The organism is Ideonella paludis, assembly GCF_018069865.1.
Taxonomy (GTDB): domain Bacteria; phylum Pseudomonadota; class Gammaproteobacteria; order Burkholderiales; family Burkholderiaceae_C; genus Ideonella; species Ideonella paludis.
This window is the reverse complement of sequence record NZ_JAGQDG010000002.1, coordinates 289,972-307,852: the sequence shown is the minus strand read 5'-3', so window position 1 is coordinate 307,852 and position 17,881 is coordinate 289,972. Positions and strand designations below refer to the sequence as shown.

Below are 17,881 nucleotides of genomic sequence, written 5' to 3'. Positions count from 1 at the left end.
AGCGATGAGGGGCGGATTACAGGGTCTTGAGCAGAGCGTCGTAGGCCGTGGCGTCCATCAGGCCGTCCAGCTCAGCAGGGCTGCTCAGCTTGACCTTGAAGAACCAGCCCGAGCCCAGCGGGTCGGTGTTGGCCAGGGCCGGGTCGTTGCGCAGGTCTTCATTGACCTCGACGACCTCGCCGGTCACCGGCATGTAGATGTCGGCAGCGGCCTTGACGGACTCGACCACGCCAGCGATCTCGCCCTTGTTGAAGGTCTTGCCGACTTCGGGCAGGTCCACAAACACCACATCACCCAGCGCGTCTTGCGCATGCACGGTGATGCCCACGACAGCAGCGTCGGCGTTGGCGGTGTTGATCCATTCGTGGTCGGCGGTGAACTTGACGGACATGGTGAGGCTCCGGGTGTGGGTGGAAAAAGTGAGGGCAATGCTAGATCAGGCGGGTTGCCACGGCCAGGCAAGCATGCCCGGCCGCTTCGCTAGGCGCGCGGATGTCCGCAGGGACATCCTCACGTCCGGGCTGTGCCACGGCCAGGCAAGCATGCCCGGCCGCTTCGCCAGGCGCGCGGATGTCCGCAGGGACATCCTCACGTCCGGGCTCAGCCACGGTAATAGCGGTTGGGGGTGAAGGGGGTGGCAGCCACGGTCATGGGCAGCTTCTTGCCGCGCACGTCGGCAAACACTTGGGTGCCGACGGCCGTGTGGCTGATGGGCAGGTAGGCCATCGCGACCGGGGTGTTGACCGTGGGGCCCAGCGTGCCGCTGGTGACCACGCCTAGCTCTTGGCCGTTGGCGTCCACAATCTTGGCGCCTTCGCGCACCGGGGCGCGCTCTGCGCCCACCAAGCCCACGCGTTTGCGGCTGGGGCCGGCGGCCAGTTGGGCGTCGATCACTGCGGCGCCGGGGTAGCCGCCCGCGCGGGCGCCACCGGCCCGGCGCACCTTCTGGATGGCCCAGGTCAGTGCGGCTTCCACCGGCGTGGTGGTGGTGGTGATGTCGTGGCCATAGAGGCACAGGCCCGCTTCCAGGCGCAGGGTGTCGCGGGCGCCCAGGCCTGCGGCTTTGACTTCGGGTTGGGCGAGCAGTTCACGGGCCAGCGCGATGGCTTGGCTCTCGTGAACGGAGATCTCGAAGCCGTCTTCGCCGGTGTAGCCCGAGCGGGTGATGAAGCAATCGGCACCGGCCACGGTGAAGCGGCCGCCGGTCATGAAGGTCAGGGCTTTGACGCCGGGGTTCAGGCGGGCCAGGGCGTCCACCGCCTTGGGGCCTTGCAGGGCCAGCAGGGCGCGCTCGGGCAAGGGGCGCACCACGCAGCGGCCGCCGATGTGGGCCTGCAGGTGGGCAATGTCTTGGGCTTTGCAGCCGGCGTTTACCACCACGAAGAGGTCACCAAAATCGCCCAGCGCGTCGGCGCCAGGGCGGGTGATCATCAGGTCGTCCAGCAGGCCGCCTTGTTCATTGGGGAAGAAGGCGTAACGCTGTTTGCCCGGGGCCAGGTCGATCACATCGACGGGCACCAGGGTTTCCAGGGCGGCGGCGGCATCGGCGCCGATCAGGCGCAACTGGCCCATGTGAGAGACGTCGAACAGCGCGGCCGACTCGCGGCATTGCTTGTGTTCGGCCATCAAGCCGCTGGGGTACTGCACGGGCATGGCATAGCCCGCGAAGGGCACCATGCGGGCGCCGAGTTCAAGGTGGAGGGCGTGCAGCGGGGTTTGCAGCAGCGCGTCAGCGGTGGGGGCAGCGGACATGTGGGACTCTCTCAAGGGGCATGACGAAACCGGTCTGGTACACGTTGGCCCCCCCTGTCCGCTTTACCTGAGAGATTGACAGCGCCGTGGATGACGGCCCCGCTTGCCCCTTCGGTGGACGCGATGCCCGGTGCTACCGGCTCGCGCCTCTCTCCAGTGAGGAACGGCTAGCCTGAGTTGGTGGCCAGCCGCTTGTCAGTCCTTTTGCCTGAGCGTTCGAGGTGTCCCTCTGCGCCTTCGGCGGCCCCAGTTGTTGACACGGGGCTCTCTCCTGACAAGCTGGCGATTGTATCGCTACAGCCTCAAGAGCGGCTCCCTCTACTTGGCGTTTTTGAAGAAATTCACGCGCTCTTCGTCGCTGGGGTGGCTGGACAAGGCGATGGGCAATTCAAGCCCCTCGCCGCCGGCTTGCTTCTTGCGCCAGGCCTCGATGCGCTCGAAAAACACCACCATGACTGAAGGAGAGATACCGGCCTTGCGCAGGATGTCCACCGACTCTTGGTCCGATTCGCGTTCGGCTTCGCGCGAATAAGCCTGCTCGGTCAGCACCGCAGGCACGGTGGCCAAGAGGCTGGAGACATCGCCCACCACCACGCTGATCAGCGAGGCCAACAAGCTGGTTTGCACCACCATGCGCAGGCCGTGGCGGTGGCGCACATGGCCGAGCTCATGGGCCAGCACGCCGGTGATGGCGTCGGGCTGGTCTTTGAGCAACTCGGCCAGTTCATCCGTCAGCACCATGTGCCCGCCGGGCAGGGCAAAGGCATTGGGCCCAAGGCCGGCTTTGTCGGCAGAGCGGAAGTGCAGCTCGTAGGCCGGGGCTTTGCCCTCGGGGTAAGCCGCCGCCACGGCCTTGGAAAAGCGCTGTCGAATGGCTTCTTGCTCGGCCGCAGGCAGGCTGCTGGGCTTGAGCATGGTGCGCTCAATGGACGACAAGGCGCTGGCCCCGAGATGGCGCTCGACACTCTCCGGCACCACCGCGACCACCGCTTGAGAGGCCCAAGGGATGCCCCAGACCCAGGTCGCCCCCACAAAGGCCAGGCAGGCCAAGCCTGCCAGCACGGCCGCCCGCCAGCTTTGCATCCACTTCACCACCCACGGCTCGCGGCGGCCACTGGCTTGCGCCCAGGCGTCCCACTCCGGGCCGTTCTCATGGCACAGCAAGCCACCACCCGGCAAGTAGCACAGCCGAGCGCCATAGCGTTGGCGCTCGGGCCAGCGCACCTGGGCGAGTGGGACACGGTGCTCTTGGCCTTCGCCTTCGATCACCAAGGTTTGGCCTTGCAGCTCGGCGGTGACCGGCCAAGCTTTGGGGCTCCGGCCGTCGTAGTAGGTGGTGTGGAGTCTTGGCATCAAAGGCCCATATCCATGCCGAAGAAGTCCCCGGCCGCGTCGCCCGAGGCGTCGTTCATGGCGCTGGCCTCGGCCACCCAGTCGTCCACCGAGCCGGTGACGGTGATGCTGACGGCTTCGAGCTTCAGGCGCGTCATCGCCACCACTGCAAAGGGGCGGTAGAGGCCCAGCGTGAGGGCCGTCAGGAACAGGTTCAAGGCCGTGCGCCCGGCCAGCGGCAGCAGGCGCAGGTCGCTGCCAAAGCGAATGTCGGCGCTCTGGGTATGGCCCCACACCAAGTTTTGCAGGCGCGATACCGCGTAAGGGCCGATCACAAAAAAGCTCGTCACATAAATGCCGATCACCAGCAAGCCCGTCATCGCCGCCAAAGCGGCCGACACCTTGCCCCCGCCTTCGCCACCAAAGAGGCCCGTGAGGGCAGCCATGCCCCCACCCACCAGAAGCACCACCGCGATCAGGCTGAAGGCGACCAAGCCCAGGAGCAGCGAAACGCCCAGCACCTTGAAGGCGAGCACATAGAACTGCCCCGTGCTTGCCGACAGTTGCGTGGTTTGGCCGGCATAGTGGTAGTGCTGATGCTGGTAGCGCTTGATGCGGGCCAGGGCCCACGGCAAGGCCAGCATGAACGCCAACATGCTCAGGCCCAACCAAAAGGACAGCCGCTCGCTCTGCGCCTCGGTCAAGGTGCTTTCCTCGCCGGGCGCACCGATGAACGAGCCCAAGCCCACCAGCACGACAGAGGGCAAAAAGGCCGGCAGCATGGCGCCATACGCCCCGCCCAATGTGCCTTTAAAGGCAAAGCGCACACCCCGCCAACTGGTGTTGGCCAGGCGGAACTGCATGGAGGCGCGCCACAGCGCAGGCCACACCAAGGCCAGCACCGCCACCGACACCAGTGCTGCCATGGGCGACACATTAGAGGCCACCGAGTAAACAATGGCCAAGGCCAGCATCATCAAATAGCCCCGAAACATCTTCCACGGGTCGCCATGAAAGCCCAAAGGCTGCCCGTCAATGACGGTGTTGGCCTGAAAGTAGGCCAAGCGGCGCGCCCGGGCAAAGGGCCAGTAAAGCGACGCCGTCACCACGATCAGCAACAGGTTGACGATCCAGATCCGGAAGTATTCGCTGCCGGAGCCTGTGAAGCGCACATCCAGGGCGCGCGGCTCACGGTCTTGGGCCAGTTGCGTGGGCGCGAAGGCCGTGTTGTCCCAGCCAAACTGGGGTTCTCTCTGCTGCATCACTGCTCCTCGGTCTTCGCGCTCCCCGCGCTCATATGGTTTGAATCAAGCGCTGTACCGCGCCCCAGGGATTCTAGGAGGCGTGACGGCTGCGCCTGCGTGGTGAAATCCAGTGATCCCTAAGACCCACAGTGGAGCACCGATGACAAGCACCGACACCGTATTGGTTCAGCGCAGCGACGACGACCGGGGCGTGGTGACCCTGACCCTGCAGCGACCCGAGGCCTTCAACTCGCTGAGTGAGGCCATGCTGGCCGAGCTCCAGGCGCACCTAGATGCGCTGAAGGCCGACACCCAGGTGCGCGTGGTGGTGCTGGCCGCCGCAGGCAAAGCCTTTTGTGCCGGCCACGACTTGCGCGAAATGCGCGCCGAGCCCAGCGCAGATTACTACCGCAGCCTGTTTGGCCAATGCGCCAAGGTGATGATGAGCATCCAGCGCCTGCCCGTGCCGGTGGTGGCCAAAGTGCAAGGCATTGCCACCGCAGCGGGCTGCCAACTGGTGGCTCAGTGCGACCTGGCCGTGGCGGCCGAGCACTGCCGCTTTGCCGTCAGCGGCGTCAACCTGGGCCTGTTCTGCTCCACCCCGGCCGTGGCGCTCTCGCGCAATATGGGCCGCAAACAAGCCTTCGAGATGCTGGTCACCGGCGACTTCATCTCAGCCGCCGAAGCCCAGCGCCGCGGCTTGGTCAACCGTGTGGTGCCCGCTGAAGAGCTGGACGCCGAAGTCGCCAAACTGGTGGACAGCATCGTCGCCAAACCGCGCGAGGCCGTGGCCCTGGGCAAAGCCTTGTTCTACCGCCAACTGGAAAGCGGCATGGATGCGGCCTATGTGGACGCTGGCCAAACTATGGCCTGCAACATGATGGAGCCTACCGCGCTGGAGGGGGTGCAGGCGTTTATTGAGAAGCGGAAGCCGAATTGGTGAGCGCCGGCGGCCCAAGGCGTCTTGGGTCTGTACCAACGAAAAAGCCAGTCACAGTGGACTGGCTTTTGACGAGGGTGACGAGCCTGATCTCGGCACTGGTTGCAACGGTTAGGGCTGCTTGGTTCCCCACCTGACCCGGTTGGCCGCGCTTCCATGCGAGGAGGCCCGTCAGGGCGGATTGTAGGTGACGGCCCGGGGTGCCCCAGGTCGCACCTACAAAAAATCAGCGCAGGGCGAGGTCGTCTTCGCCGAAGGTGACGTTGATCGGCTCAATGACGACTTGCTTGGGGCCTGCTTCCACGCGGCCGGCCACCCAGGCGGGCACACCGGCGTCGCGGGCAATCTGGGCGGTGCGCTCGGCGTCTTCGGCCTTCACAAACAGCGCAAAGCCTGCGCCCATGTTCAGGGTGGAATAGGCCTCGCGGTCGTCTTGTTGGGCGTGTTGCTGGATGAACTTCAGCACCGGCGTGACGGGCGGCACGGTGTGGATGCGGTAGGTCATCTTGCTGGGGTGGCGCAGCAGCTTGCGCCAGCCGTGGCCGGTGATGTTGGCGCTGTAGTGCACCGTCACACCGGCCTTGGCCAGGGCTTCTGTCACCGGGCTGTAGAGCACGGTGGGGGCCAACAGCGCTTCGCCATAGCTCAGGCCAGGCTCGACCTCGGTCAGATAGCCTTGGGGCAGGCGCTCGGTCAGCTTGCGGGCCAGGCTCAGGCCATTGGCATGGATGCCGCTGGAGGCCAAGAGCACGATGGCATCGCCCGGGGCCAGCTCGTCACCCACCGAGAGGCGGCTCTTGGGGCTGATGATGCCGGTGCAGGAGGCGGCCAAGTCAATGCGGCCACTCTCCACAATGCCCGCCAAGGCCGGGGTCTCGCCGCCGCCCCAGGCCACGCCGCAGACGTCGCAGGCTTTCTTCCAGCCCTCGACCAAGGCTTGGGCGCGTTGGGCGTCGCCAAACCAGTCGCTGCCGCCGGCGGCCCAATAGGCTTGCACCACCAAGGGCGTGGCGCCCACGGTGATCAGGTCGTTCACCGCCATGGCGATGGTGTCTTGGGCAATGCCGGCGTAGAAGCTTTTGCCGGTCAAGGCTTTCATCTCGTCGGCCACCAGGGTTTTGGTGCCCAGGCATTCGACGATGCTGGCCAAATAGAAGGGGCCGACGTCGACCACATAGGCCGACTCGCCGCGCGAGGCCTGCACTTCGGTGAAGCCGTGGGCGGCCACATTGACGGCGGTGGCGGCGGCGGCGCGCTGGGCGGCCACCTTGAGTGGGTCGATCAGGTCGTAATTGACACCGGCTTGCTCGTAGCTGAGCGTGGCGCCGGTACTGGGGGGGACGGATGCATTCATGGCGCGGGATTATCCGTCACCCGCAGCGGCAGGTTTGGTGATTTGCGGCCCGTAGAATGCGGCGCCATGAGTTACGTCGTTCTGGCGCGCAAATACCGGCCTCACAGCTTTGCCGACATGGTGGGGCAAGACCACGTCGTCAGGGCGCTGACCCACGCCTTGGAGCAGCAGCGCCTGCACCATGCCTACCTCTTTACTGGGACGCGAGGCATTGGCAAGACCACGGTGTCACGCATTCTGGCCAAGAGCCTGAACTGCACCGGGCCGGACGGGCAGGGCGGCATCACCGCCACGCCCTGCGGCGTGTGCACGGCCTGCCGCGAGATCGACGCCGACCGCTACATCGACTACACCGAGATGGATGCGGCCTCCAACCGCAGCATCGACGAGATTCGCGAGTTGATCGAGCGTGCGGCCTATAAGCCCTCGGTGGGCCGCTTCAAGGTCTTCATGATCGACGAGGCGCACCAGCTCACCAAGGACGCCTTCAATGCCTTGCTCAAGACGCTGGAAGAGCCGCCCGAGTACCTGAAGTTCGTGCTGGCCACCACCGACCCTGAAAAGATGCTGCCCACGGTGCTGAGCCGTTGCCTGCAGTTCAATTTGCGGCCCATGGCGCCGCAAACGGTGGTGGAGTATCTGGGCCGAGTGCTGACGGCCGAAGGCGTGCCGGCCGATGCCGGTGCTCTGCGCTTGCTGGGCCGCGCGGCGCGGGGCTCGATGCGCGATGCGCTGTCGCTGAGCGATCAAGCCATTGCCTATGGCGGCGGCAAGCTGGAAGAAGCTGGTGTGCGCGCCATGCTGGGCAGCGTAGATAGGCGCCACGCCGAGCGCTTGATCCAAGCGCTGGCGGAGCGCAACGGCCGTGGTGTGCTGGAGCAGTGCGATGCGCTACGGGGCCAAGGCTTGTCGGCCAGTGGCACGCTGGAAGAAATGGCGCGCTTGCTGCAGCAAATGGCGGTAGAGCAAATGGTGCCCGGTGCTTTGGACGCCACCGACCCCGACACCGAGGCCGCACGCCGCTTGGGCAGCGTGTTGGCGCCGGACGAAACCCAGTTGCTCTACAGCATTTGCCTGCAGGGCCGGGCCGAGCTGAGCTTGGCGCCGGATGAGTACGCAGGCTTGGTGATGGTGCTGCTGCGCTTCATGGCGTTTCCGCCGCAGGAGGGTGGCGCGTCTGGCCCTGGCCCGGCGGGGGTGGGTGGCGGCGCGGGTCATGGCTCAGCGGCTTCACCTGGCGCAGGGGTGGCATCGGCGGCGTCGTCCGCTGCGGTGGCGGCTGCGGTACCCGCGCGCCCCGCCATGGCGAGTCCTGTCACCGCCCCCGTGGCGGCTCCGGCGCCTCCCGCGCCAAGCCCAGCTCCGGTGGCCGGTCCAAGGCCTGCGGCGGCGGCGGTCGCGGCTGCCGTGCCTGTGCAAGCTGCACCGATGGCGCCGAGGGGGGCCGCACCTGTCGCCGCACCCGAGCCCCGCCCGAGTGGCGCCGATGAAGCGCCGCCTCCCTGGATGGACGATGTGCCGCCCTGGATGGACGAGGCGCCCTCGGAGGCTGAAGCAGCAAGCTCCGCCCGGCCCGCTGCGTCGATGGACAGGGATGAGCCCCCCATGTGGGATGAGCCCGAGCCCGCTGCGGCGCCTGCGCCCGAGGCTGCTGCCCCGGCCATGGTGATCCCGGTGGTCAAGCACACCGCTTTGGGTGAGCGCTGGGCGGCGGTGGTGGCCCAGATGACGGCCGCAGGCTTGATCGCGGCACTGGCGCGTGAGCTGGCCCAGCAAGCCGAGTTGGTGGCCGTAGAGCCTGCGGGCACTGAAGAAATTTGGCGCCTCAAGGTGGAGCGTGAATCCCTGCGCACGGCGCCCTTGCAAGACAAGCTCCAAGCGGCGCTGCGCAGCACGCTCAAAGCGGAAGGCGGCGCGCCGCTGGCCCGGCTGGAGCTGGTGGCCGGCGTGGCCGAAGACTCGCCCGCACGCCGCGAGGCCGAGCGCCAAGCCTTGCGGCAACAAGCGGCCGATGTCGCCATCCGCACCGACCCTTTGGTCTCGGGCGTGTTGGCACAGTTCAGCACGGCCCGCATTGTCAGTGGCTCGATCAGGCCACTTCACTGAACACCCGCGCGCCCGCCCGTCTTGAGGCGGCGGGCCGCATCTCCAATTCATTGCACTGAAAGGCACACATCATGATGAAGGGTCAATTGGCCGGTTTGATGAAGCAGGCGCAAGCCATGCAAGACAACCTGCGCAAGGCACAAGAAGAGCTGGCGACCGTGGAGGTCGAGGGCCAATCTGGCGCGGGCTTGGTCAAGGTCTTGATGACCTGCAAGAACGACGTGAAGCGCGTCACCATTGACCCGTCTTTGCTGGCCGATGACAAGGACATGCTGGAAGACTTGGTGGCTGCGGCCTTCAACGACGCGGTGCGCCGCGCTGAAGCCGTGAGCCAAGAGCGCATGGGCAAGCTGACGGCGGGCCTGCCGCTGCCCCCCGGCATGAAGATGCCGTTCTGAGCGAACGGTGAGCACAGGCTCTCTAGAGGCCCTGATCCAGGCTTTGCGGCGCTTGCCCGGCGTGGGCGTGAAGTCCGCCCAGCGCATGGCCTTTCATCTGCTGCAGCACGACCGTGCCGGTGCGCAAGAGCTGGCACGGGCCTTGGCGCACGCCACCGAAGCGGTGAAGCACTGCCGAAGCTGCCACACCTTCACCGAGCATGATCTCTGTGAAGTCTGCGCCGACCCGGCCCGCGATGCCTCGGTGCTGTGCGTGGTGGAGACGCCGGCCGACCAAGCTGCGCTGGAGCGCAGCGGCAGCTATCACGGCCTGTATTACGTGTTGATGGGCCGCATCAGCCCGCTGGACGGTGTGGGCGCCTCCGCCATTGGCGCCCGCGCCTTGTTGGAGCGCGCGGCCGATGGCGGCGTGCAAGAAGTGATCTTGGCCACCAGCTTTACCGCAGAAGGTGAGGCGACGGCCCATGTGCTGAGTGAAGGCCTGAAGTCGCTGGGCGTGCGCGTGACGCGCTTGGCCCGTGGCGTGCCTGCGGGCAGTGAGCTGGAGTATGTGGACCTCTCCACCATCGCGCATGCGATGGTGGATCGGCGCTGATCAGCGTTTGGTGGTGGTGTTGGGGCGGGCGGCCACGCGCACGGGCTTGGCGGCCTGGCGCGTCGGCGCTGCCTTGGCGGTCGCGCGGCCTGCAGGCTTGGCGGCCACAGCGCGGCCCGTTGATTTGGCCGCCACAGCGCGCCCGCGAGCCGGCGCTTGAGGCACGTACACGACGATGGTGCTGCCCGCCTTGAACTGCCCGCCAGGCGAGACCTTGTTCCATTGCGCCACTTGCGCCGGCGTAGTCTTGTAGCGCCGCGCAACCGAGGCCACAGACTCCCCCTTCTTGCCCGCGCGCAAGGTGACTTTGCGCAGGGGCGGCAGGTCGGGAGCCAGGGCAATGGTGGCGTTGTCGGCCAGGTGCTCGGAGACATCAGCCGTCTTGTGGCTGCTGCGCGGCACCAGCAAGGTGGAGCCTGAACGCACCAGCATCTTGGGCGGAATGCGGTTGATCTCGCGCAACTCGCTCTCGCTCATGCCGACCTGCTTGGCGGCGTCTGCCGTGCGCATGGTGCGAGGGGCAACCCAGGCCGTCCAGGTGGCCAATTGGCCGCGATGCGCGCGCAAGTTGCTCACGAAGCGGCTGGCGTTGTCGTAGGGCAGCAGCACCTGCTCGGTCCCGGCGGCCAGGATCACTGGCTTGTTCATCTGCGGATTGAGTTGCTTGAACTCCTCAAGGGACACCCCCGCCAGTTTGGCGGCGAGGTCCACGTCGATGTCCCGCTCGATCGGCACGCTCAAGAAGTAGGGGTGATTTTGCAGTTCGGGCAGGCGCAGACCAAAGGCTTCCGGGCGCGCCACGATGTTCTTCACGGCCTGCAGCTTGGGCACATAGTTGCGGGTTTCATCGGGCATGCTCAGGCTGGCGTAGTCCGTGGGCAGGCCGGCCTTTTGGTTCTTGGAGATGGCGCGCAGCACATTGCCTTGACCCCAGTTGTAGGCGGCCAAAGCCAGTTGCCAGTCACCATTAAAGAGCTTGTTGAGCCGGTCCAGGTAGTCCAGCGCGGCGCGGGTAGAGGCCAACACGTCTCGCCGGTCATCCCGGAAGATGTTCTGCTTCAGGGCATAGTCTTTACCGGTGGAAGGGATGAACTGCCACATGCCTGAGGCTTTGGCGGTGGACATGGCTTGTGGGTTGAAGGCGCTCTCGATGAAGGGCAGGAGGGCCAACTCTGACGGCATGTTGCGCTTGTTGATCTCTTCCATCACATGAAAGAGATAACGGCCGCCACGGTCCGTCATGCGACGCACATAGTCCGGTTTGCCGGCATAGAACTGCTCGTGGCGGCGCACCAAGTCGCCCTCCAGATCTGGCATCGCAAAGCCTGCGCGCACGCGGCCCCACAGGTCTGCATGAGCGTCGGCGTCCTGCAGGTTGATGGGTTTGTCGGGGTTCAGAGGATCAATGGGCTTGGCCTCGATCACCTCGGTCGCAGGGGCGACGGGCGCGGCCTGAACGGGGGCACTCAGCGGCACGCTGGCCACTGGCGGCTCGGGCGGCGGGAGTTGCGCATCCAGCAGCATGTTGGCGCCAGGTGCCTTGGCAACGACCCGCGGGTTGTCGGCCACGGCGGACGACATCTTGGGCGCCCCGAAAGGGTTGCTGGGCAGCGAGGAGCACGCACCGAGCAGCGCGCTGGTGGCCAGCGTGAGGACGGACAGGGTGAGGCGTTGGGCGCTGCTGGGGCGGTGGAGGTGAGAGCTCATCGAAAATTGTTTTTCCAGAGTCGCAGCGCGGCAAAGACATCGACCTCAGCGGCACTGCCGGCACCTTGAGAGAGGGCCGCATGCCGCGGGCCGGGGAGGGCGCAGCGCAAAAAGGGGTTGATCAGCCGCTCAAGGCCGATGGAAGACGGTAGGGTGAATTCGCCACGCTCGCGCACGGCCGTGCAATGGTCAACGTAACGCAGCAGGTCTTGGTTGTCAGGCTCGACAGCCACGGCAAATCGCAGATTGGACAAAGTGTACTCATGGGCGCAGCAGACCCGCGTCTCCGCAGGTAAAGCCGCCAATGCCATCAGCGATTGGTGCATTTGTGCCGCGGTGCCTTCAAACAAACGCCCGCAGCCGCCCGAGAACAGGGTGTCTCCGCAGAACAGCAGCGGCGCTTGCCCCGCAGGCTGGCCCCAAAACGCGATGTGGCCGGCGGTGTGGCCGGGAACACCCAGCACCTCGAAGCGCAGGCCGCGCCACTCCAGCGATTGCCCGGCCGACAGGGGGGTGAAGGGCTGCGGAATGGACTCACGAGCCGGCCCCCAAACAGGGCCTTGCAGCACGCTGCGCAGGGCTTCTATACCCCCAGTGTGATCGCCATGATGATGGGTCACTAGAATGCCACTCAGCACCAGTTGCCACTCGGTGAGTGCGGCGAGCACAGGCGCCGAATCCCCCGGATCAACCACCAAGGCTTGAGAGCCATCGTGCAGCATCCAGATGAGGTTGTCCGAGAAGGCGGGCAGTGCGACCAGATTCATGACGCGAGAAGACTCGATTATAGAGTTGGGCCAATGGCTCACCACGCCCGCCGGGCAGTACTTGCTGCGGTGGGAGCAAGACCGTCTGGACCATGCGGTGGCCGACATATTTGGCTTCCATGCCTTGCAGGTTGGCCTGCCTGAAATGGACGGTTTGCGGGCCAACCGCATGCCGCACCGCTGGGTGGCCACCGACGAATTGGTCGTGCCCGAGTTGCTGCCCGTGCCTGAGCCGTCGGACAGCCTGATCAGCACGCAAGCGCTGCCTATGCTGTCCACCTTGCATTGTGACCCGGAGGCGCTGCCCTTTCCCGAGCAGTCGCTGGATTTGGTGCTGCTGCCGCACACGCTGGAGCGCGCGGTCGACCCCCACTTGGCGTTGGCCGAAGTGGCCCGCGTGCTCAGGCCCGAAGGCCGGGTCGTGATCGTGGGGCTCAATCCCACCAGTGCCTGGGCCCTGCGTCAGCGAGCAGGTCGCATGCGGCAGGGCATGGGTTTGAAACGATCCCCGCTGTTTTTGCCGCCCGAAGGCGAGTTCATTGGATACTGGCGAGCCCGCGATTGGCTGCGCCTGCTCGGCTTTGAGATCGAGCACGGGCAATTTGGTTGCTGGCGTCTGCCCGTACAGTCGCCCACTTGGCTGCAGCGCTTGGCCTGGATGGACCGCTTGGGCGAGCATTGGTGGCCGGTGCTGGGCGCCAGCTACATCATGGTGGCGGTCAAGCGAGTCCCCGGCATGCGCTTGGTGGGCTTGAAGCGGCGTGCGCTCAAGGGTCAGCGCGCAGCAGCACCCGCCGTGGCAGGGCGGCGGGCGTTGAAAGAATGAAGCAGCGGCCTCATGGGCTGCACACAGCAGAAGAGCAACGATGAGTGATGTGACGATCTACACCGATGGTGCCTGCAAGGGCAACCCTGGCCCCGGCGGCTGGGGCGCTTGGCTCAGCTCAGGCGGGCACGAGAAAGAGCTGTGGGGGGGCGAGCGTCAGACCACCAACAACCGCATGGAGCTGACCGCCGTGATCGAATCATTGGCATCGCTGAAGCGGCGCTGCACGGTGGCGATCTACACCGACAGCGAGTACGTGCGCAACGGCATCACCACCTGGATCCACAACTGGAAGAAGCGCGGCTGGCGCACGGCGGACAACAAGCCCGTCAAGAACGCCGAGCTGTGGCAACGGCTGGACGAACTGGCGGCGCAGCACACCGTGGCTTGGCATTGGGTCAAGGGCCATGCGGGTGACCCGGGCAATGAGCGCGCGGATGCGCTGGCGAATCGCGGCGTGGCTGAAGTGCAGCGCTGAGAACGCACTCAACATCTTCACTGTCAACATCAGACGAAAGAAGCAGGTCTGTCGTGAGCACATGGCACAAGGTTATCGCAGTGGTGGGTTTGGTCAGCGTGGCCGCTGGCGGCTGGTGGATGTCCCAGCGCATGGGGTCATCGGGGGCGCCCGCAACTGCCTCTGCTGCAGCCAGCGGCCCTGCCAAGCCCGGTGCGGGCGGTCCTGGGCGCGGCCCAGGCGGGCCGGCTGCCGTCGAAGTGGCTAAGGTGGAGATCGCCCCCTTGGAGGATGCCGTCACCGCGGTGGGCACCTTGCGTGCGGTGCGCAGCGTGATGCTGCGCTCTGAGGTCGCCGGCCGCGTCAAAGCCCTGGGTTTTGTGCCGGGCCAAGCCGTGAAGGCCGGCCAGGTGATGGTGCAACTGGACGACGCCCTGCAGCAGGCGCAGTGGCAGCAGGCTGAGGCGCAAGCCCAGATTGCCCGCACCAATTTGCAACGCAGCCGCGAGCTGCTGGCGCAAAACTTTGTCAGCCAAAGTGCGGTCGATCAAAACGCCGCCGCGCTGCAAGTGGCCCAAGCTCAAGTGGCGGTGGCGCGCGCCCAAGTCGACCGAATGCGGGTGGTTGCGCCCTTTAGCGGTGTGGCTGGCCTGAGCAATCTGGGCGTGGGCGACCACATCAAGGACGGCGTGGACCTGCTCAATGTGGACGACACCAGCCAAGTGTGGGCGGATTTCCGCGTGCCTGAGGCCATCAGCCATCGCCTGAAGATCGGCCTGCCGGTGGAGTTGAGTCTTGATGGTTTGGCTGGCCAAAGCTGGACGGCGCAGTTGCAGGCCATTGACTCTCAGGTGGACACCGCCGCTCGCTCGGTGCAGGTGCGGGCCAAGCTGGACAACCCCAAAGGCTTGTTCAAAGGTGGCATGTTTGCTCGCGTCAAGCTGGTGCTGGACAAACGCAGCCAAGTGCTGCTGGTGCCTGAGGAGGCCTTGGTGCCGGTGGGCGGCAAGCAAGTGATCTTCAAGCTGGTGCAAGAAGGCGAGCAAGCCCAAGCGCAGCGCATGGAGGCCAAGGTGGGTGCGCGCATTCCTGGCAAGGTGGAAATCTTGGAGGGCTTGAGCGCTGGTGACCAAGTCATCACGGCCGGCCAAGCGCGCTTGCAGCGGGGCGACAAACAGCCGGTGCGGGTGGTGGACTTGGCCAAACTGGGGCGTGGCCCTCAGTCAGGCAAACCGGCAGCCGCTGCGGCCTCGGGTGCCTCGGCGGCTGCGGCACGAGCCTCTGGTGCATCACGCTGAGCGCGCCATGAAGCTCTCTGACGTTTCCATTCGCCGTCCGGTCTTCGCGACCGTGATGTCCCTGCTGCTGGTGCTGGTGGGCCTGGTGTCCTACGACAAGCTGCCCTTGCGCGAGTACCCGCGCATCGACGAGCCGGTGGTGACCGTCTCCACACGCTTGGTGGGTGCCTCCAGCGAGGTGATTGAGTCCCAGGTGACCAAGCCCTTGGAAGACTCCATCGCAGGCATCGACGGGGTCGACATCCTGACCTCGATCTCCCGCTCTGAGCAAAGCCAGATCACGGTGCGCTTCAAGCTGAACAAGGACCCGGACGACGGTGCCGCCGAGGTGCGCGACCGCGTGGCGCGGGCGCGCGGCAAGCTGCCCTCCACGGTGCTGGAGCCGGTGATTGCCAAGGTCGAGGCCGATGCCCAGCCGACCTTGTGGCTGGCCTTCACCAGCGAGACTTTGTCGGCGCTGGAGGTGACGGATTTGGTCAACCGGGTGGTTCGGCCACGGCTGCAAACCGTGCCGGGTGTGGCCGATGTGCAGATCAACGGCGACCGCCAGTTTGCGATGCGGGTCTGGCTGGATGCAGACCGCCTGGCAGCGCACGGTTTGACGGTGCAAGAGGTGGAGGATGCGCTGCGGCGCCAGAACCTGGAAGTGCCCGCCGGGCGCATCGAGAGCCAGTTGCGTGAGTTCAGTGTGACGGCGCGCACCGACCTCAACACTGTGCAGCAGTTCAAGCGCGTGGTGCTGAAGTCGCAAAACAATTTCTCCGTGCACCTGGAAGATGTGGCGCGCATCGAAGAAGCAGCGGTCAGCGAACGTTCGCGCGTGCGCTTGAACGGCGTGTCTTCAGTGGGCTTGGGCGTGATCCGCCAAGCCACGGCCAACCCGCTGGATGTGTCGCAAGGCGTGCGGGACCTGCTGCCGCGAATTCAGCAAGACCTGCCCAAGTCGGTGACGGTGCAGCAGGCCAACGACAACTCCATCTTCATCGACCGCTCCATCAAGGCCGTCTACAAGACGGTGGTGGAGGCGGTGGTCTTGGTGGCGCTGATCGTGTTTGCCTTTTTGCGCACCCTGCGGGCTTCGATCATTCCGCTGGTCACCATCCCCATCAGCCTGATCGGCAGCTTTGCGCTGATGGCCTTGGCCGGCTTTACCGTCAACACCCTCACGCTGCTGGCCTTGGTTTTGGCCATCGGCTTGGTGGTGGACGACGCCATCGTGGTGCTGGAGAACATCTTCCGGCACATTGAAGAGGGTTTGGCACCGTTCCAGGCGGCCTTGAGGGGCGCGCGCGAGATCGGCTTTGCCGTGGTGGCCATGACGCTGACCTTGGCCGCCGTGTTCGCCCCTTTGGCCTTTGCTCCGGGCCGCATCGGCCGCCTGTTCACCGAGTTTGCCTTGACCCTGGCCGGGGCCGTGATCGTCTCGGGCTTTGTCGCGCTGACACTCACGCCGGTGCTGTGCAGCATGCTCTTGCGCCACAACCCCAAGCCTGGCTGGTTCGACCGCACGGTCGAGGGCCTGCTGCAAGGCTTGTCCAACGGCTATGCCAAGCTGCTGCAAGCCAGCTTGCGCCAGCGTTGGCTGGTGGTGGTGGTCATGTTGGCCAGCGCGGGCGGCGGCTATTGGTTGTTTGACCAGGCCAAGAGTGAGTTGGCTCCCGTCGAAGACCGGGGGGTGATCTTCTTGCCCATCACCGCACCTGATGGTGCGACCCTGCCTTACACCGCCCGTTATTTGGATGTGGTCGAGCGCATCGCGCAGGGCTACCCAGAGTTTGATCGGGTGTTTGTGTTTGCAGGCAATCCGTCGGTCACGCAAGGCGCGGCGTTTTTGCGCACCGTGGATTGGACGGAGCGCACGCGCAGCACCCAGGAGTTGGCGCGCTTGCTGCAGCCGCAAGTCTCCAGCTTGCCTGGCGTGACGGCCTTTCCCATCACGCCACCCAGCCTGGGCCAAGGCTTCAGAGCCCGGCCGGTGGAATTCCTGATCGTCACCAGCGACAGCTATGCCAACTTGGCCAGCGTGACGCAGCAGTTTTTGGTTGAGATGGCCAAGAACCCAGGCCTGCAGCAACCTGACAGCGACCTGCGGCTGAACAAACCGGAGGTGTTTGTGGAAGTGGACCGCGAACGCGCCGCCGATTTGGGGGTGAGCGTGGAGGCCATCGCGCGCACGGTGGAGACCATGCTGGGCGGCCGCAATGTGACCCGCTATAAGCGCGACGCGGATCAGTACGATGTGATCGTGCAGACCGTGCCCAGCGGGCGCAGCACACCCCAAGACATTGAGCGCTTGTTCGTGAAGGGCAGGGGCGATGCGATGGTGCCGCTGGCCTCATTGGTGACCGTGCGTGAAGCCGTCAGCCCGCGCGAGTTGAACCACTTCAACCAGCGGCGCTCCGTCACGCTCACGGCGTCTCTGGCCCCCGGATACTCGCTGGGCGAAGCCCTTGGCTTCATGGATGCGACGGCCGCCAAGCTCTTGAAGCCCGGCTACGCGACAGAGCTCAATGGTGTCTCGCGCGAGTTCAAGGCCTCTAGCGGCGCCTTGGGCCTGGTGTTTGTGCTGGCCCTGGCCTTCATTTTCTTGGTGCTGGCGGCGCAGTTTGAGAGCTTTGTCGATCCCCTGATCATTCTGCTGTCGGTGCCGCTGTCCATGGTGGGCGCCTTGGCCACACTGCAGTGGACGGGCGGGACGCTGAACGTCTATTCCCAGATTGGTTTGATCACGCTGGTGGGCTTGATCACCAAGCACGGCATCTTGATCGTGGAGTTCAGCAATCAGCTGCGGCAGCAGGGGCGCTCTGTGCACGATGCGGTGGTGGAAGCCGCCTCATTGCGGCTGCGGCCCATCTTGATGACCACCGGCGCCATGGTCTTGGGCGCGCTGCCTTTGGCCCTGGCCACCGGGGCTGGGGCCGAGAGCCGTCAGCAAATCGGCTGGGTGATTGTGGGTGGCATGTCGGTGGGCACCTTGCTGACCATCTTTGTGGTCCCCACGCTCTACACCCTGATGGCCCGCAAACGCGTGCCGGGCGAGAACACCGAGCCGGAGGTGGATGCGCCCATGGGCGCGCACTGAGTGCGCTGGGCGCGGACGGCGGC

General features: G+C 65.7%; 15 protein-coding genes, 1 other RNA gene and 2 riboswitches. Of the genes, 8 read left to right on the top strand and 8 right to left on the bottom strand.

Annotated features, from left to right (window positions below; translation table 11 throughout):
• Positions 1 to 16: 16 nt before the first annotated feature.
• From gcvH to KAK11_RS05885, 4 genes are all read right to left on the bottom strand, one after another.
• Positions 17 to 391, bottom strand: a complete 375-nt coding sequence (gcvH, locus tag KAK11_RS05900; RefSeq protein ID WP_210807209.1) for a glycine cleavage system protein GcvH — start codon at positions 389 to 391, stop codon at positions 17 to 19.
• 209 nt (positions 392 to 600) lie between these two features.
• Positions 601 to 1,752, bottom strand: coding sequence for a glycine cleavage system aminomethyltransferase GcvT (gcvT, locus tag KAK11_RS05895; RefSeq protein ID WP_210807206.1), 1,152 nt, complete (start codon positions 1,750 to 1,752; stop codon positions 601 to 603).
• 44 nt (positions 1,753 to 1,796) lie between these two features.
• Positions 1,797 to 1,919: riboswitch (glycine riboswitch) on the bottom strand.
• Between the two features lie 19 nt (positions 1,920 to 1,938).
• Positions 1,939 to 2,036, bottom strand: a riboswitch (glycine riboswitch).
• Between the two features lie 34 nt (positions 2,037 to 2,070).
• Entirely contained in the window at positions 2,071 to 3,105 is a 1,035-nt protein-coding gene (locus KAK11_RS05890) for a M48 family metallopeptidase (protein ID WP_210807204.1), read from the bottom strand.
• Positions 3,105 to 4,346 carry a YjgN family protein gene (locus KAK11_RS05885; protein ID WP_210807202.1) on the bottom strand — a complete coding sequence of 414 codons (1,242 nt, stop codon included), beginning with the start codon at positions 4,344 to 4,346 and terminating at the stop codon, positions 3,105 to 3,107. Before KAK11_RS05885 ends, KAK11_RS05890 begins: the two co-directional genes overlap by 1 nt.
• A 142-nt stretch (positions 4,347 to 4,488) precedes the next feature.
• On the opposite strand from KAK11_RS05885, the gene KAK11_RS05880 reads away from it, so the two are divergent.
• A complete protein-coding gene (locus tag KAK11_RS05880) occupies positions 4,489 to 5,271 on the top strand; it encodes an enoyl-CoA hydratase (protein ID WP_210807200.1) in 783 nt (260 codons plus the stop codon).
• 73 nt (positions 5,272 to 5,344) lie between these two features.
• On the opposite strand, the gene ffs is transcribed toward KAK11_RS05880, so the two are convergent.
• Together ffs and KAK11_RS05870 are read right to left on the bottom strand one after the other, a co-directional pair.
• An RNA gene (ffs, locus tag KAK11_RS05875) (signal recognition particle sRNA small type) lies at positions 5,345 to 5,441 on the bottom strand.
• 53 nt (positions 5,442 to 5,494) lie between these two features.
• Complete coding sequence (locus KAK11_RS05870; RefSeq protein WP_210807198.1) at positions 5,495 to 6,622, bottom strand: AIR synthase-related protein; 1,128 nt, start codon at positions 6,620 to 6,622, stop codon at positions 5,495 to 5,497.
• Between the two features lie 66 nt (positions 6,623 to 6,688).
• Here KAK11_RS05870 and dnaX point away from each other — a divergent pair, with 66 nt between their 5' ends.
• From dnaX to recR, 3 genes are all read left to right on the top strand, one after another.
• The gene (gene dnaX, locus KAK11_RS05865; protein WP_210807196.1) at positions 6,689 to 8,728 is read left to right on the top strand and encodes a DNA polymerase III subunit gamma/tau; all 2,040 of its coding nucleotides are present in this window, start codon (positions 6,689 to 6,691) and stop codon (positions 8,726 to 8,728) included.
• A 71-nt stretch (positions 8,729 to 8,799) separates the two neighbouring features.
• Positions 8,800 to 9,126, top strand: coding sequence for a YbaB/EbfC family nucleoid-associated protein (locus tag KAK11_RS05860; protein WP_210807194.1), 327 nt, complete (start codon positions 8,800 to 8,802; stop codon positions 9,124 to 9,126).
• Between the two features lie 7 nt (positions 9,127 to 9,133).
• Positions 9,134 to 9,721 (top strand): recombination mediator RecR, encoded by a 588-nt coding sequence (gene recR, locus KAK11_RS05855; protein WP_210807192.1) that lies wholly within the window; start codon positions 9,134 to 9,136, stop codon positions 9,719 to 9,721.
• On the opposite strand, the gene KAK11_RS05850 is transcribed toward recR, so the two are convergent.
• Positions 9,722 to 11,428, bottom strand: a complete 1,707-nt coding sequence (locus tag KAK11_RS05850; protein WP_210807190.1) for a transglycosylase SLT domain-containing protein — start codon at positions 11,426 to 11,428, stop codon at positions 9,722 to 9,724. It abuts the gene before it with no gap.
• Positions 11,425 to 12,195: a hydroxyacylglutathione hydrolase gene (gloB, locus tag KAK11_RS05845; protein ID WP_210807188.1), complete on the bottom strand. Its 771-nt coding sequence runs from the start codon at positions 12,193 to 12,195 to the stop codon at positions 11,425 to 11,427. The genes KAK11_RS05850 and gloB overlap by 4 nt, the downstream gene beginning before the upstream one ends.
• Here gloB and KAK11_RS05840 point away from each other — a divergent pair.
• Genes KAK11_RS05840 through KAK11_RS05825 form a run of 4 tightly spaced genes read left to right on the top strand, consistent with a single transcriptional unit; the run spans position 12,194 to position 17,858 of the window.
• On the top strand, positions 12,194 to 13,021 hold the full coding sequence (locus KAK11_RS05840; RefSeq protein WP_210807186.1) for a class I SAM-dependent methyltransferase: 828 nt from the start codon (positions 12,194 to 12,196) through the stop codon (positions 13,019 to 13,021). The two genes, gloB and KAK11_RS05840, sit on opposite strands and share 2 nt — an antisense overlap.
• Positions 13,022 to 13,061: 40 nt before the next feature.
• Positions 13,062 to 13,499 (top strand): ribonuclease HI, encoded by a 438-nt coding sequence (gene rnhA / locus KAK11_RS05835; protein WP_210807184.1) that lies wholly within the window; start codon positions 13,062 to 13,064, stop codon positions 13,497 to 13,499.
• Positions 13,500 to 13,552: 53 nt separating this feature from the next.
• Positions 13,553 to 14,776 carry an efflux RND transporter periplasmic adaptor subunit gene (locus tag KAK11_RS05830; protein WP_310737752.1) on the top strand — a complete coding sequence of 408 codons (1,224 nt, stop codon included), beginning with the start codon at positions 13,553 to 13,555 and terminating at the stop codon, positions 14,774 to 14,776.
• Positions 14,777 to 14,783: 7 nt separating this feature from the next.
• Positions 14,784 to 17,858, top strand: coding sequence for an efflux RND transporter permease subunit (locus tag KAK11_RS05825; protein ID WP_210807181.1), 3,075 nt, complete (start codon positions 14,784 to 14,786; stop codon positions 17,856 to 17,858).
• Positions 17,859 to 17,881: the final 23 nt, after the last annotated feature.

Coding starts and splice junctions, on each gene's coding strand:
- KAK11_RS05850 (WP_210807190.1), bottom strand. CDS start 11,428: ATGAGCTCTCACCTCCACCGCCCCAGCAGCGCCCAACGCCTCACCCTG.
- gloB (WP_210807188.1), bottom strand. CDS start 12,195: ATGAATCTGGTCGCACTGCCCGCCTTCTCGGACAACCTCATCTGGATG.
- KAK11_RS05840 (WP_210807186.1), top strand. CDS start 12,194: ATGACGCGAGAAGACTCGATTATAGAGTTGGGCCAATGGCTCACCACG.
- gcvT (WP_210807206.1), bottom strand. CDS start 1,752: ATGTCCGCTGCCCCCACCGCTGACGCGCTGCTGCAAACCCCGCTGCAC.
- KAK11_RS05825 (WP_210807181.1), top strand. CDS start 14,784: ATGAAGCTCTCTGACGTTTCCATTCGCCGTCCGGTCTTCGCGACCGTG.
- KAK11_RS05860 (WP_210807194.1), top strand. CDS start 8,800: ATGATGAAGGGTCAATTGGCCGGTTTGATGAAGCAGGCGCAAGCCATG.
- KAK11_RS05885 (WP_210807202.1), bottom strand. CDS start 4,346: ATGCAGCAGAGAGAACCCCAGTTTGGCTGGGACAACACGGCCTTCGCG.
- rnhA (WP_210807184.1), top strand. CDS start 13,062: ATGAGTGATGTGACGATCTACACCGATGGTGCCTGCAAGGGCAACCCT.
- dnaX (WP_210807196.1), top strand. CDS start 6,689: ATGAGTTACGTCGTTCTGGCGCGCAAATACCGGCCTCACAGCTTTGCC.
- KAK11_RS05890 (WP_210807204.1), bottom strand. CDS start 3,105: ATGCCAAGACTCCACACCACCTACTACGACGGCCGGAGCCCCAAAGCT.
- KAK11_RS05870 (WP_210807198.1), bottom strand. CDS start 6,622: ATGAATGCATCCGTCCCCCCCAGTACCGGCGCCACGCTCAGCTACGAG.
- KAK11_RS05880 (WP_210807200.1), top strand. CDS start 4,489: ATGACAAGCACCGACACCGTATTGGTTCAGCGCAGCGACGACGACCGG.
- gcvH (WP_210807209.1), bottom strand. CDS start 391: ATGTCCGTCAAGTTCACCGCCGACCACGAATGGATCAACACCGCCAAC.